At 67.8% G+C, this 12,847-nt stretch carries 13 protein-coding genes; 1 reads left to right on the forward strand and 12 read right to left on the reverse strand.

The window, feature by feature from the left end; translation table 11 throughout:
• Nucleotides 1-55: 55 nt before the first annotated feature.
• The gene (locus L3V85_RS01465) at nucleotides 56-946 is read left to right on the forward strand and encodes a LysR family transcriptional regulator (protein WP_237677667.1); all 891 of its coding nucleotides are present in this window, start codon (nucleotides 56-58) and stop codon (nucleotides 944-946) included.
• Nucleotides 947-961: 15 nt separating this feature from the next.
• On the opposite strand, the gene L3V85_RS01470 is transcribed toward L3V85_RS01465, so the two are convergent.
• The 12 genes from L3V85_RS01470 to L3V85_RS01525 all read right to left on the reverse strand — a co-directional run bounded on the left by L3V85_RS01470 (nucleotide 962) and on the right by L3V85_RS01525 (nucleotide 12,843).
• Entirely contained in the window at nucleotides 962-1,612 is a 651-nt protein-coding gene (locus L3V85_RS01470; RefSeq protein ID WP_237677668.1) for an ANTAR domain-containing response regulator, read from the reverse strand.
• 2 nt (nucleotides 1,613-1,614) lie between these two features.
• Nucleotides 1,615-2,769, reverse strand: coding sequence for a transporter substrate-binding domain-containing protein (locus L3V85_RS01475; protein WP_237677669.1), 1,155 nt, complete (start codon nucleotides 2,767-2,769; stop codon nucleotides 1,615-1,617).
• Nucleotides 2,770-2,818: 49 nt separating this feature from the next.
• Nucleotides 2,819-4,471: a nitric oxide reductase activation protein NorD gene (locus tag L3V85_RS01480; protein ID WP_237677670.1), complete on the reverse strand. Its 1,653-nt coding sequence runs from the start codon at nucleotides 4,469-4,471 to the stop codon at nucleotides 2,819-2,821.
• Nucleotides 4,468-5,286, reverse strand: coding sequence for a CbbQ/NirQ/NorQ/GpvN family protein (locus L3V85_RS01485; protein WP_237677671.1), 819 nt, complete (start codon nucleotides 5,284-5,286; stop codon nucleotides 4,468-4,470). The genes L3V85_RS01480 and L3V85_RS01485 overlap by 4 nt, the downstream gene beginning before the upstream one ends.
• Nucleotides 5,283-6,320: an aliphatic amidase gene (locus L3V85_RS01490; RefSeq protein WP_126183487.1), complete on the reverse strand. Its 1,038-nt coding sequence runs from the start codon at nucleotides 6,318-6,320 to the stop codon at nucleotides 5,283-5,285. The genes L3V85_RS01485 and L3V85_RS01490 overlap by 4 nt, the downstream gene beginning before the upstream one ends.
• Nucleotides 6,321-6,359: 39 nt before the next feature.
• Nucleotides 6,360-7,049, reverse strand: a complete 690-nt coding sequence (gene urtE / locus L3V85_RS01495; RefSeq protein WP_237677672.1) for an urea ABC transporter ATP-binding subunit UrtE — start codon at nucleotides 7,047-7,049, stop codon at nucleotides 6,360-6,362.
• Between the two features lie 18 nt (nucleotides 7,050-7,067).
• On the reverse strand, nucleotides 7,068-7,868 hold the full coding sequence (gene urtD, locus L3V85_RS01500; protein ID WP_423838536.1) for an urea ABC transporter ATP-binding protein UrtD: 801 nt from the start codon (nucleotides 7,866-7,868) through the stop codon (nucleotides 7,068-7,070).
• Nucleotides 7,865-8,914: an urea ABC transporter permease subunit UrtC gene (gene urtC / locus L3V85_RS01505; protein WP_237677673.1), complete on the reverse strand. Its 1,050-nt coding sequence runs from the start codon at nucleotides 8,912-8,914 to the stop codon at nucleotides 7,865-7,867. Before urtC ends, urtD begins: the two co-directional genes overlap by 4 nt.
• 10 nt (nucleotides 8,915-8,924) lie before the next feature.
• A complete protein-coding gene (urtB, locus tag L3V85_RS01510; protein ID WP_125952481.1) occupies nucleotides 8,925-9,827 on the reverse strand; it encodes an urea ABC transporter permease subunit UrtB in 903 nt (300 codons plus the stop codon).
• 5 nt (nucleotides 9,828-9,832) lie between these two features.
• Nucleotides 9,833-11,026, reverse strand: coding sequence for an urea ABC transporter substrate-binding protein (gene urtA / locus L3V85_RS01515; protein WP_237677674.1), 1,194 nt, complete (start codon nucleotides 11,024-11,026; stop codon nucleotides 9,833-9,835).
• 378 nt (nucleotides 11,027-11,404) lie between these two features.
• The gene (locus L3V85_RS01520; RefSeq protein ID WP_237677675.1) at nucleotides 11,405-11,899 is read right to left on the reverse strand and encodes a hypothetical protein; all 495 of its coding nucleotides are present in this window, start codon (nucleotides 11,897-11,899) and stop codon (nucleotides 11,405-11,407) included.
• Nucleotides 11,896-12,843 (reverse strand): LysR family transcriptional regulator, encoded by a 948-nt coding sequence (locus L3V85_RS01525; RefSeq protein ID WP_237677676.1) that lies wholly within the window; start codon nucleotides 12,841-12,843, stop codon nucleotides 11,896-11,898. Before L3V85_RS01525 ends, L3V85_RS01520 begins: the two co-directional genes overlap by 4 nt.
• Between the last annotated feature and the right edge of the window lie 4 nt (nucleotides 12,844-12,847).

Consider the following 12,847-nt stretch of genomic DNA (forward strand, 5'->3'; position numbering starts at 1 on the left):
GGCCTTCGATCAGCTTTGCTGATACTGAAAATATCCACTTCACACGGCGACCCCGATGCGACAACTCAACCTCGACCAGCTGCGCACCCTCATCGCCATCGTCGACCTCGGCACTTTCTCCGCCGCGGCCAAGGCGCTGCATCTGGCGCAGCCGACGGTGAGCCTGCACATCAGCGAACTCGAATCGCGGCTGGAGGCGCCGCTGGTGGTGCGCGGCAACCGCCGCATCACACCGACCGCCGCCGGCGCCGCATTGGTCGAGCGCGGGCGCAAGCTGCTGCGCGACACCGACGACGCGGTCGAGGCCGTCAAGCGCCAGGCCGAGGGCCGCACCGGCCGCGTGCGGCTGGGCACATCCACCGGCGTGCTGGTCGACCTGCTGCCGCAGGTGCTGGAGGCGCTGGGCGCGGAGCATTCGGGCATCGACGTCGAGGTGAGCATCCGCGGCTCCTACGAGGCCATGGAGCGGCTGGCCGCCGGCACGCTCGACATCGGCCTGGTGGCCATTCCGCAGCCGCCGGTGCGCGGCATCGTCGTCACGCCGTGGTGCGAGCAGCCCATGATGGCCTTCGTGCCGCCGCGCTGGAAGGCGCCGAAGCGCGTCACGCCGGCGTGGCTGGCGGCGCAGCCGCTGATCTTCAACGAGGCCACCACGCACATGTACCGGCTCACGATGGAGTGGTTCGCCGAGGCGGGCTTCGCGCCGCGCGCGCGCATCGAGCTCAACTACGACGCCGCCATCCGCAGCCTGGTGGCGGCCGGTTATGGCGCGGCGCTGCTGCCGCTACAGCAGAGCACCGACAACGTGCGCGGCGACCGCATGCGGATCCTGCCGGTGAGCCCGAAGCTCACGCGACGCGTGGGCATCGCGCACCGGCAGCACGCGACGCTGGACGGTGCCACGCTGAGCGTGCTGAAGGTGCTGACGATGTTCCGCCAGGCCTGAGCGGAATCCGGCGGCTCAGCCCGCGTCGGGCTTGTTGCGCATGCCCAGCGAGAGGATCTCGTTGGCATTGACGATGGCGGTGGCTATTTCTTCCGTGGTGGTGCGCTTGCTCATCGCCTGGTCGCGGATCAGGTCGTAGGCCTGGCCTTCGGACACGTCGTGCGTCTTCATGAGGATGGCCTTCGCTTCCGCGATGCGGCGTTGCCCCAGCAGCTTGGCCTCGACCTTGCGCAGCCGCTTGGCGAGCGAGCGCGCTTCCTTGTGCGCCTCGCGCGCCACCACCAGCGCGGAGAACAGCCCGAACGAGCGCACGGGCGACGGCAGCACGGCCTTGGCGCCGATTTCCAGAACGGCCTCGATGATGGTCGGGTTCTCGTAGGTGACGACCGCGATGATGGCCGGCGCGTCTTCGCTCTTGGTCCATTCGAAGCGCATGTTGATGAAGTCGGGCTGCACGGCCATGAAGGCGACGTCGATGCCTTCGGGCAAGACTTGAACGGGCGGCCAGAAGGCCTGCACCTGGCAGCCGATGCGTTGCAGCTGTTGCGTGAGTTGACGGCCGTCGTTGTCGTCGGGGTGGATCACGGCGATCTTCAGCAGGCGTAGCTCTTTCAGCTGCGGCGGCGTGACACGCAGGGTGTGGCGTTTCGGAGCCGTGCCTTCCACGCTCAGGCCTCCAGGGTGTCGAGCTTGGCCGTCCAGTCCCCCAGCGAGTGGGTGACGAGGTAAGGGTCCGGGTACACCGCCCGCGTCGCCTGCCGCACGATGGTGAACTGCCCATGAGAGTCGACCCGCCCGATGCGTGGGTAGAGACACGTGTGATGGTTGGTCGGATCGATCTTCACCAGCCCCTGCGGCGCATCGAACTCGCTGCCCAGGATGTACGGAAGAATCTCCGCGATGCCGTCGCTGCCCGCCTGCCGGTAGGCATTCGCGAAGATGTGCATCTGGAAGTACGAAGCCTCCCAGCACAGGTTGGGCACGCAGCCGTCGCCGAAGCGCGCGCGCAGCATCGCCAGGCAACGCCGGTTGGCGGCGGAGTCGATCGACTGGAAATACGGCGCCGCCGTGAAGTGCCCCGTCGCCACGCCGTGGCCCATCTGCGAGATCTCGGCCTCCGAGGTCGTGAGGCTGGCGATCGGCATCGTCTTCGGGTCGAAGCCGGCCTCGGCATATGCGCGGTACAGGCTCGCGGTGGAATCGCCCACCACGGTCGAGAAGATGAAGTCGGGCCGCTTGTCGCGGATGTCGTCCATGATGGCCCGGTAGTCGCGCTCGCCGGCATCCAGCGCCACGTAGCGCTCGCCCAGTTTCTCGCTGCCGGGGCGCTGCATCACCAGCTCGCCCATGATGCGGTTCGACTCGTACGGGTAGATGTAGTCGGAGCCGATCAGGTACACGCGCGCGCCGAAATTCGTGGTCATGAACTCCGCGAGCTGCACGCTGTTCTGGTTGGGCGCGGCGCCGGTGTAGATCACGTTGCCCGAGTACTCGAAGCCCTCGTAGAGCGTCGGGTAGAAGAGCAGTTTGTTCCACTTCTCGATGACCGGGATCACGGCCTTGCGGCTGCTCGACATGTAGCAGCCGAAGATCACGTTCACGCGGTCCTGCACGATCAGCTTCTCGGCCAGCTGGGCGTAGCGCGCGGGGTTGGATTGCGGGTCGTAGCGCACGGCCACGATCTCGCGGCCTTCCACGCCGCCGGCCGCGTTGATCTCCTCGATGGCGAGCAGGGCGCCCTGCAGCTGCGAGAGTCCGATGGTCGAAGTGACGCCGGTTTCCGAATAGAGGATGCCGACGCGTATGGGGTCCTTGTCAGCCACGCTGAAGTCTCCTGGGGTGTCGAATCATCATAGTCTTCAGTCGGCGGTGTCAGTGCGCGGCGGCGAGCCGTGCGCTCATGCGCGCGAGCCGCGCCGGCAGGCTGCGCGTGTCGTCGGCGATGCAATAGTTGCGCCAGCCGAAGATGCGCCGCACATAGGCATCGGCCGCGCCGTCCACCGCGATGCAGGCGATGCGCACGCCGGCATCGCGGGCCTCGGCGACGGCCTGGCGGGCGTCTTCGATCAGGTACTGCGGATCGTGCACGTCGATGTCTGATGGCGCGCCGTCGGTCACCAGCAGCACCGCGCGCTGGCCGGGCGGCTCGGCGCGCATCAGCGCGGTGGCGTGGCGCAGCGCGGCGCCCATGCGGGTCGAGTAGCGCCCGCGCAGCGCGCCGATCATGGCGCTCGTCGGTGCGTCCAGCGGCCGGCCGGATTCGAGCAGGCGGTAGTAGTACACCTCGGCGCGCGTGTTCGACGAGAAGCCGTGGATCGCCAGGCGGTCGATGCCGCGCGCGTTCGACGCGGCCAGCATCAGCGCGGCCTGCTTCTCGAGGTCGAGCAGCGAAGCCGCGTGCGGCCCCGCGTCGTTGGCCGATGCCGAGAGGTCGAGCAGCACCAGCACGCTCGACGGGCGCGGGCCCTTGCCAGGCCGCATGAAAAGCCGCGCGTCGGGCCGCAGCCGCAGGCGGCGGTCGACCAGTACCTCGATGGCGGCATTCAGGTCGATGTCGTCGCCTTCCCACTGCCGGCGCAGGCGGTGCGTGCGGTCGAGGTGGCGCGCGCGGGGCAGGGCGAGCGGGGCGATGCGCTCGGTGCCGGCAGCCGCCTGCTCGCGCGTCGGCAGCAGGCCCTGCCATGCCGGCAGCTTCTCGATCACCGTGCACCAGTCGGGACGCAGGCGTTCGAGCTTGCGGTCCCATTCGGGGTACGTGTAGCGGCCGAGTTCGATGTCGCCCGCGGCATCCGGCGGCGGGGCGCTGCCTTCGTCCTGTGCATCGGAAGGCGGCGATGGCCGCGCGCCTGTCTGCTTCAGCGCGATGGCCTCGTCGGGCGCGGTCTCCGTCTCGGCGAAATCCCACAGGTAGCTGTTGTCGTCGCGCCAGGGCGCGGGCACGGCGTAGTCCTGGGGCTCGAAGCGCACGCGCATCTGGCCCAGGTCGTTGGCAAGGATCGAGGCGATGGCGCGGAAGGCGTCGTAGTCCTCCAGGCCCGCGCTGGCGGCGGTCTCGTCGAACAGGCGGCGCGCCTTGTTCACCCAATGGTTGTCGTCCCGCGCGTCGGGCATCAGCAGCAGGCGGTCCATGCGGGCGACGAGCGCGGCGAAGCGCAGGTCGAGCGCATCGGGCACCGGCGGCAGCGACGCGGCGAACCAGCCGTGCAGACCGGGGAAGTCGCGGAACAGCAGGCGCTCGACACGCGCGTCCTCGATGGCCGAGACGACGGCGATGCCCATGGGCCTGAGCGTGTGCGCCGGACGCGCGGGCCGCGAGTGGCGCAGGTGCGCGACCGCATGCGCGACCATGGCGCGGCGAAGGCCCGGCTCGCTGGCGCCCTCCGGCAGCAGCAGCTTGCGGCCCGTGAGCACGGCGCGAGTGCCTGCGCCAGTCAGCGCCTGCACGTCCACGTCGACGCCAGCCAGCCCACGCGCCAGCAGCGCCAGTGCGCCGTGCCCGCTGCACCCGCCACGCCCGTCGTTCATCCGAACTGCGCCTCCACGAAGCCTTGCAGCGCGCTCGCCATGTCGGGGTCGTCGGTCAGCGCGCGCGTCATCGTCATCTCGCAGCTCTCGCGCGGCGTCACGCCGTCGCGGATCAGCACGCCCGCGTAGATCAGCATGCGCGTGGACACGCCCTCGTCGAGCCCGCGATGCTTCAGCTCGCGCGAGCAGCGCGCGATGGCCACCAGCTTCGCGGCGAGATCCGTGTCCACGCCGGCCTCGTGCGCGACGATCTCCGCCTCCAGCGCGCTGCCCGGGTAGTCGAACTCCAGCGCCGCGAAGCGCTGGCGCGTCGATGGCTTCATGTCCTTCGCGCTGCTCTGGTAGCCGGGGTTGTACGAAACCACCAGCTGGAAGTCGGGATGCGCATGCACCAGCTCGCCCTTCTTGTCGAGCGGCAATATGCGCCGCGCATCGGTCAGCGGGTGGATCACCACGGTGGTGTCCTGCCGCGCCTCCACCACCTCGTCGAGGTAGCAGATGCCGCCGTGCCGCACCGCCAGCGTGAGCGGCCCGTCGTGCCAGGCGGTGCCGTTGGCGTCGAGCAGGTAGCGCCCGACGAGGTCGGACGCCGTCATGTCCTCGTTGCAGGCCAGCGTCACCAGCGGCCGGCCCAGCGACCACGCCATGTGCTCCACGAAGCGCGTCTTGCCGCAGCCGGTCGGGCCCTTGAGGATCAGCGGCATGCGGTGGCGGTACGCCTGCCGGTAGAGCGCCACCTCGTTGCCCGCGGGCCGGTAGAAGGGCTCGGACTCTATGCGGTAGGCCGCGAGCGGATCGGGGATCGCCGCGTTCATCGGTGTTTCGCGGGCTCGTTCGGAATGCCTTCGATGGGGCATTCCGGCGTGCCCACCGTGCTGCGCGTGAACGACTCCACCATCTCGCGCGTGCCCTCGGGGTCGTTGATCCACTTCGTGTAGAAGTTGTACGGGCAGGCCGCCACGCCCTTGTCGCCGTCGCCGGAGTTGATGGTGCCGGTGTAGCCGCGGTGCACCAGCTTGAACAGGTGGTTCTGCGACTGGCCGTTCTTGCGCGCGTCGCGGATCAGGCCCATGGAAAGCTCGGCATAGTTGATGCCCATCTCTTCCTCGCCGCATTCGCCGAGCGTGCGGCCGTCGAAGCCGATGAGCGCGGAGTGGCCGAAGTACGAGTACACGCCGTCGAAGCCCGCCGCGTTGGCCACCGCCACGTAGGTGTTGTTCATGAAGGCCATGGCCTTCGACACCATGATCTGCTGTTCCTTGGCCGGGTACATGTAGCCCTGGCAGCGAATGATGAGTTCGGCGCCGCGCATCGCGCAGTCGCGCCAGATCTCGGGGTAGTTGCCGTCGTCGCAGATGATCAGGCTGATCTTCATGCCCTTGGGGCCTTCGCTCACGTAGGTGCAGTCGCCCGGATACCAGCCCTCGATGGGCACCCACGGCATGATCTTGCGGTACTTCTGGACGATCTCGCCCTTGTTGTTCATGAGGATCAGCGTGTTGTAGGGCGCCTTGTTCGGGTGCTCCTCGTGGCGCTCGCCGGTCAGCGAGAACACGCCCCACACGTTGGCGCGGCGGCAGGCATCGGCGAAGATGGCCGTTTCCTCGCCGGGCACCGTGGCGGCCGTGTCGTACATCTCCTTGGCGTCGTACATGATCCCGTGCGTGGAGTATTCGGGGAACACCACCAGGTCCATGCCCGGCAGGCCCTTCTTCATGCCGACCAGCATTTCGCCGATCTTGCGGGCGTTGTCCAGCACCTCGGCCTTGGTGTGCAGGCGGGGCATCTTGTAGTTGACGACCGCGACGCCCACGCAATCGTTGCTGCTCGAAATATCACCGTGTCTCATGGGACTGCTCCTGAAAGAGGGGTTGAGGAAAAAAGAGGGCTACACGGTCAGGAAGGACCTGACCTTGTCCTGGTCGAGCGTCGCGCGCGCCTCGTCGTGCACGAGGCGCCCGCGGTCGATGACGAGAAAGCGGTCGGCCAGGTCGAGCGCGAAGCTCAGCACCTGCTCCGACACCACGATGGCGAAGCCGCGCTCGGCGCGCAGCACGTTCAGCGTCTGCGCGATCTCCTTGATGATCGAAGGCTGGATGCCCTCGGTCGGCTCGTCGAGGATCAGCAGCTTCGGCTCGGAGATGAGCGCGCGCGCAATCGCCAGCATCTGCTGCTGCCCGCCCGAGAGGTTGCCGGCCTTGCGCTGCTTCATGTCTTTCAGCACCGGGAAGAAGCGGTAGAGGTACTCGGGCACCGTGCGGTGGCCCGACTTCGCGGCGCCCGAGAGGATGTTCTGCTCCACCGTGAGGAACGGGAACACCATGCGCCCCTGCGGCACGAAGGCCAGCCCCTGCGCCACGCGCTGGTAGCTGGGCAGCCTGGTGATGTCGGCGCCGCCCAGGCGGATGCTGCCGCCGCGAGCCGGCAAGAGGCCGATGAGCGACTTCAGCAGCGTGGTCTTGCCCATGCCGTTGCGGCCCATGATGGCTACCGCTTCGTCGGGCGCGACGCGCAGCGAAACATCGCGAATGACGTGCGACTCGCCATAGGCGACGTCGAGTTCGGAGACTTCGAGCATCTGTGTTTCTCCTTGTGCTCAATGGCCGAGGTACACGTCGATCACGCGCGGGTCGGCCTGCACCTCTGCAGCGGTGCCTTCGCTGAGCAGCCGGCCCTGGTGCAGCACGGTCACGCGGTGCGCGATGCGCTTGACGAAGTCCATGTCGTGCTCGATCACCACCACCGACTTGCCCGGCGAGATGCGCCGCAGCAGGTCGCCGGTCTGCTCGCGCTCGCGCGGGCTCATGCCGGCCACGGGCTCGTCGAGCAGCAGCAGCTCGGGCTCCTGCATCAGCAGCATGCCGATCTCCAGCCACTGCTTCTGGCCATGGCTGAGCTGGCCCGCGCGTCGGTCGAGCTGGTCGAGCAGGAACACGTCGGCCGCCATCGCGTCGATGCGCTCGCGCAGCGCCGCCGTACGGCGGAAGGCCAGCGACTGCAGCAGGCCGTGCATGCGCGGCAGCGAGATCTCGAAGTTCTCCAGCACCGTGAGGTCTTCGTAGACCGAGGGCGTCTGGAACTTGCGGCCCACGCCGGCGCGCACGATCTCATGCTCGTTCATGCGGGCGAGGTCGGTGCCGTTGAACAGCACGCGGCCCGAACTCGGCTTGGTCTTGCCGCACACCATGTCGAGCAGCGTGGTCTTGCCCGCGCCGTTCGGGCCGATGATCACGCGCAGCTCGTTGCGCTCGACCGCAAGGCTCAGGCCGTCCACCGCCTTGAAGCCGTCGAAGGACACGGTGAGGTCTTCCACGCGCAGGATCTGTTCGTTCGACGGCGGCACCGCCGAAGCCGCCTGCGGCAGGCCGCCGTTGGGCATGGTCATGGTCGCGTTCATGGCACGGCCTCCGCGCCGCGACGGCGCAAGAGCCTCGCGCCCAGGCCCGCGAGGCCGTCGGGCATGGCCCAGACCACGAGGATGAACACGGCGCCCAGGAAGTACAGCCAGCCTTCGGGAAAGGTCTCCGACAGGTACGACTTGAGAAAGCCGATCAGCAGCGCGCCGATCACCGCGCCCGGAATCGACAGCCGCCCGCCGACCGCCGCGTAGATCACCATCTCCACCGATGCCACCACGCCGATCACGCCCGGCGCGATCAGCCCCACCTGCAGGCTGTAGAAGGCCCCGCCGATGGACGAAAGCACCGCTGCCACCGCGAACACGAAGGCCTTCATGTGCGCCGTGTTGTAGCCGCTGAAGCGCACGCGGTCTTCGCGGTCGCGGATGGCGATGAGGATCTTGCCGAAGCGGCTGCGCACGATGACGAGCGACACCGCCATCACCAGCGCGATGGCCAGCACCTCGACGAAGTACATCGTGCGCTTGGCGTCGTCGCCCGCGATGTCCAGGCCCAGCAGCGTGCGGAAGTCGGTGATGCCGTTGGCGCCGCCGGTGTCGCCCTGCTGGCCGATCACCACCACGGTGAGCGTGAGCGCGAGAGACAGCGTGACGATCGCGAAGTACACGCCGCTCACCCGCCGCTTGAAGATGGCGTACGAGAACACATACGCCAGCACGGCGGGAACCACGAGGATGCCCACGATGGTCCAGCCCAGCGAGTGGAACGGAATCCACCACGAAGGCAGCTGGTCCACGCTGCTCCACACCATGAAGTCCGGCAGCTCGGGCGCCGAGGCTTCGAGCTTGAGAAACATGGCCATCATGTAGCCGCCCAGGCCGAAGAACATGCCCTGGCCCAGGCTCAGCACGCCGCCGTAGCCCCAGGTCAGCACCACGCCGACCGCGACGAAGGCGAAGGCCAGGTACTTGCTCACGAGGTTCAGGCGAAAGGGATCGAGCGTGGCCGGCAGCACCACGGCCAGCAGCAACAGCACGGCCGCCATGCCGGCGAGGTCGCTCCTGCGTTGGGGAGAAAGCTTCATGCCCATGCCTTCAGCTCCTCGAACGCGTGGCGAACAGCCCGTTGGGGCGGAAGTACAGCACCACGATCACCAGCAGCAGGATCGTCGCCTTGGCCATCGAGCCGCTCATCAGGTACTCCAGCCAGGTCTGCGACTGCGCGATGGAAAAGCCCGAGAGGGCCGTGCCCACCAGGCTCTGCACGCCGCCGAACACCACCACGATGAACGAATCGACGATGTAGAGCTGCCCCGTGCCGGGGTTGGTCGAGCCGATCATGGTGAACACCGCGCCCGCGATGCCCGCGAGGCCCGAGCCCAGCGCGAAGGTCATGGCGTCGACGCGGTGCGTGTCGATGCCCACCGCGCCGGCGATCGCGCGGTTCTGCGTCACCGCGCGCACCTTGAGTCCCCACGAAGTGCGGTACAGCAGCAGGTACACGCCGGTGGCCACCAGCGCGGTGAGCCCCACGATGAAGATGCGGTTCAGCGGCAGCTGGATGCCCGCCGTCGGCTCCCACGCGCCCGCGAGCCAGGAGGCCAGCGGCACGCTCACTTCCTGCGCGCCGAAGATCGAGCGGTAGGCCTGCTGCAGCATCAGGCTCAGGCCCCAGGTGGCGAGCAGGGTGTCCAGCGGCCGGTCGTAGAAGAAGCGGATGAAGCCGCGCTCCAGCACGTAGCCGAACGCGAAGGTCACCGCGAACGCGAACGGAATCGCGGCGAACAGGTACAGGTCCATGAAGCCCGGCGCGAAGTGCTCGAAGAAGCGCGCGGCCAGGTAGGTCATGTAGGCGCCCAGGGCCATCAGCTCGCCGTGCGCCATGTTGATGACGCCCATCAGGCCGAACACGATGGCCAGCCCGATCGCCATCAGCAGCAGGATGGTGAACAGGCTCACGCCGTTGAACACCTGCATCACCGCGATGTCGAAGTTCATCGCGTTCAGACCTTCGGGAAGGGGTTGGGCTCGACGAGCTGGGGCGATTCCCACACGATGTCGAACTGCCCGTCGGGCCGCGCGCGGCCCACGCGCACCTTCTTCCACACGTGGTGGTTGGTGGCGTGTATGCGCACCGTGCCTTCGGGCGCCTCGATCTCGACGCCCGCGGCGGCGGCCGTGACCTTGTCGACGTCGAAGGACTTGGCTTTTTCGACCGCCAGCTTCCACAGGTACACGCTGTTGTAGGCCACCTCCATCGGGTCGCCGATCACGCGGTCCTGCCCGTACTTAGCCTTGAAGGCTTTCACGAACTTCTCGTTGGCCGGCGACTTGATGCTCTGGAAGTAGCCCATGCAGGCGTAGTAGCCCGCGGCGTTGTCCTTGCCGATGCCGTCGATCTCGTTTTCCGACACCACGGTGGACAGCAGCACCTGCTTGGCGCCGTCCAGGCCCGCCGCGCGCAGCTGCTTGTAGAAGGCCACGTTGGAGCCGCCCACCACGGTGCTGTAGATGCAGTCGGGCTTGGCGGCCTTGATCTTGTTGATGATCGACGAGAACTCGGTGTGGCCCAGCGGCGCGTATTCCTCGCCGAGCACCTTGCCGCCGGCCTTGGCGATGGCGGGCTTGGCGATCTTGTTGCAGGTGCGCGGGTAGATGTAGTCGGAGCCCACCAGGAAGAAGCTCTTGCCCTTCTCGCGCGCCATCCACTCGACCGCCGCGATCACCGACTGCGTGGCCTCCTGCGAGGGGTAGAACACGCGCTTGTCCTGCTCCTGGCCCTCGTAGTAGGTCGGGTAGAAAAGCAGCCCCTTGGCCTGGTTGAGCACCGGCAGCAGCGCCTTGCGCGAGGCCGATGTGTAGCAGCCGATGATGGCGGCCACCTTGTCGCGCTCCAGCAGCTTGCGGGCCTTCTCGGCGAACACCGGGTTCTCGCTCGCGCCGTCTTCCACCACGGCTTCGATCTTCTTGCCCATCACGCCGCCGGCCGCGTTGATCTCCTCGATGGCGAGCTTTTCGGCATCGACCAGCGAAGCCTCGGCGATGGCGATGGTGCCCGAGAGCGAATGCAGCAGGCCCAGCTTCACGGTGTTGCCGTCCTGCGCCGATGCGATGCCGGCCACGCCGCCCGCGGCGCCCAGCACGATCATCGAGCCGCCGGTCTTCACGATCTGGCGGCGGTTGAAAGCGTTCGTCATGTCAAATTCCTTTGTGTTTGTGCGAGTCATCAGGAAGATCCGACCTTCGGAACCGCGCGTTGGGTGTCTCCTCCCGCGGCGCGGCCCTGCAAACGGGCGTTCGGCTGCCAGTGCGTTTTCTTTGGGCAAGGCTCCGCCACCGGATGCGGCGCATCCGTTTCGAAAAAGCTTCCTTGCGGCCGAGAAAACAAAAAAGCCCGAACCGGTGGTGAAACCGATTCGGGCTTTATTGCCCGACGCCTCGCTGGCAGCACTGGCAGCGGGTGTCGTATGACTGGTAACGATTGCTCGTTGGGGCGGATTCTTCTCAACTCACCCCGGCATGAACATACGCTGTTTCGCTAATTGGCGAAATCGCGATTCATGTGTTATTCGCGCTCAGCGCGGGCGCGCGTAGCCGGATTCGATCCATGCGCTGGCGCTGCTCGCCGTGAGCCTGAAGGCGGGCGACACGCTCACGCTGGCGAGTTCGGAGTCGTCGGCGTCGTCATACGCCGTGAGCGTGGCCGAAGGGTTGTCTTCGTCGGGCACGATGGCCAGCGCCACGCGAATGCGCTGGTCGTCGCGCGCGGTGACGGTCACGCTCTTGTTGAGCGTGGCGTGCAGCTGCTGTTCGTGGCGGCGGATCACTTCGGCGGCGGTCTTCACCAGCGTGGAGAAGGCGGGGCCGTCCAGCGGCTTGGGGTTCTTCTTGTCGCGGCCCATGGTCCAGGGGCCGACGAGCGCGGGCTCGGGGTCGCCGTGGCGGGTCATCTCGACGGCCCAGCCATCGTCTTCCTCGTTCTTGATGACGCGGGCGGTCCAGGCGTCGTCGCGCCAGAGGCGGGCTTCCTGCAGGGGGAGGGTGTCGGAGTCGTTCGATGGTTCTGTCATTCGGAGGCCTGTGTACTTGCGCGGGCCATTTTCCCCCGCGCGCCGGCGTCTTTCTGCCCGTCAACGTACTGTTGCAGTCCTTCGGCCAATGCGTCGAAGGTGGCGCGGCAGCGCGGGCTGTTGCGCAGGTCTTCGTGCATGGTGATCCAGGTGTCGAGCTGGAGCACCAGGGCGCGCGGCATCAGCCGCACCAGCGTGTCGGTCCGGCGGGCCAGGCCGACCTGGCACACGCCGATGCCCGCGCCGGCGCGGATGAGCGCCAGTTGCCCGAGGTCGCTGTCGGTGCGCAGCGAGAAGCTGTCGCGGCTGTAGCCCGGCACCGACTTGCCCGCGTTGCGCACGAAGGCCGAAGGCTGGTCGTAGCCGACCACCGCATGGTCGGCCAGGTCTTCGAGCCTGCGCGGCGTGCCGTGGCGCGCGAGGTAGTCGCGATGCGCGTGGAAGCCCAGTTCGATGTTCCCCACGCGCCGCGCCACCAGCTGTTCCTGCCGGGGACGCACCATGCGCACCGCGATGTCGGCCTCGCGCCGCAGCAGGTCCTGCACGCGGTTGGTCAGCACCAGCTCGACCTTCAGCGCGGGATGTTCCTCGCGCAGCCGCGCGACGATGGGCGGCAGCACTTCAACGCCGATCACCTCGCTGGCCGACACCCGCACCACGCCGCGCACGCCTTCGCCCTGGCTGCTGGCGGCGCGCTGCAGCGATGCGGCGGTGCTTTCCATGGCTTCGGCGTGCGTTCGCAGCGCCAGCGCCACTTCGGTGGGCAGCAGTCCCGTCTGCGAGCGGGTGAAGAGCACCACGCCCAGCGCGGCCTCCAGCGCCGCCACATGGCGCCCGGCCGTGGGCTGGGTGATGCCGAGCGCGCGCGCCGCGCCCGAGAGAGAACCCTCGCGCAGCACGCCGAGGAAGGAGCGATAAAGCTCCCAGCCGATGTTCGAAGTCATGCAT

Source organism: Variovorax paradoxus (assembly GCF_022009635.1).
Taxonomy (GTDB): domain Bacteria; phylum Pseudomonadota; class Gammaproteobacteria; order Burkholderiales; family Burkholderiaceae_C; genus Variovorax.

What these genes read in the sequence shown, in the direction of transcription:
- L3V85_RS01465 (WP_237677667.1), top strand. Translation starts at nt 56, where the DNA reads ATGCGACAACTCAACCTCGACCAGCTGCGCACCCTCATCGCCATCGTC.
- L3V85_RS01480 (WP_237677670.1), bottom strand. Translation starts at nt 4,471, where the DNA reads ATGAACGACGGGCGTGGCGGGTGCAGCGGGCACGGCGCACTGGCGCTG.
- L3V85_RS01485 (WP_237677671.1), bottom strand. Translation starts at nt 5,286, where the DNA reads ATGAACGCGGCGATCCCCGATCCGCTCGCGGCCTACCGCATAGAGTCC.
- L3V85_RS01490 (WP_126183487.1), bottom strand. Translation starts at nt 6,320, where the DNA reads ATGAGACACGGTGATATTTCGAGCAGCAACGATTGCGTGGGCGTCGCG.
- urtE (WP_237677672.1), bottom strand. Translation starts at nt 7,049, where the DNA reads ATGCTCGAAGTCTCCGAACTCGACGTCGCCTATGGCGAGTCGCACGTC.
- urtD (WP_423838536.1), bottom strand. Translation starts at nt 7,868, where the DNA reads ATGAACGCGACCATGACCATGCCCAACGGCGGCCTGCCGCAGGCGGCT.
- urtC (WP_237677673.1), bottom strand. Translation starts at nt 8,914, where the DNA reads ATGAAGCTTTCTCCCCAACGCAGGAGCGACCTCGCCGGCATGGCGGCC.
- urtB (WP_125952481.1), bottom strand. Translation starts at nt 9,827, where the DNA reads ATGAACTTCGACATCGCGGTGATGCAGGTGTTCAACGGCGTGAGCCTG.
- urtA (WP_237677674.1), bottom strand. Translation starts at nt 11,026, where the DNA reads ATGACGAACGCTTTCAACCGCCGCCAGATCGTGAAGACCGGCGGCTCG.
- L3V85_RS01520 (WP_237677675.1), bottom strand. Translation starts at nt 11,899, where the DNA reads ATGACAGAACCATCGAACGACTCCGACACCCTCCCCCTGCAGGAAGCC.
- L3V85_RS01525 (WP_237677676.1), bottom strand. Translation starts at nt 12,843, where the DNA reads ATGACTTCGAACATCGGCTGGGAGCTTTATCGCTCCTTCCTCGGCGTG.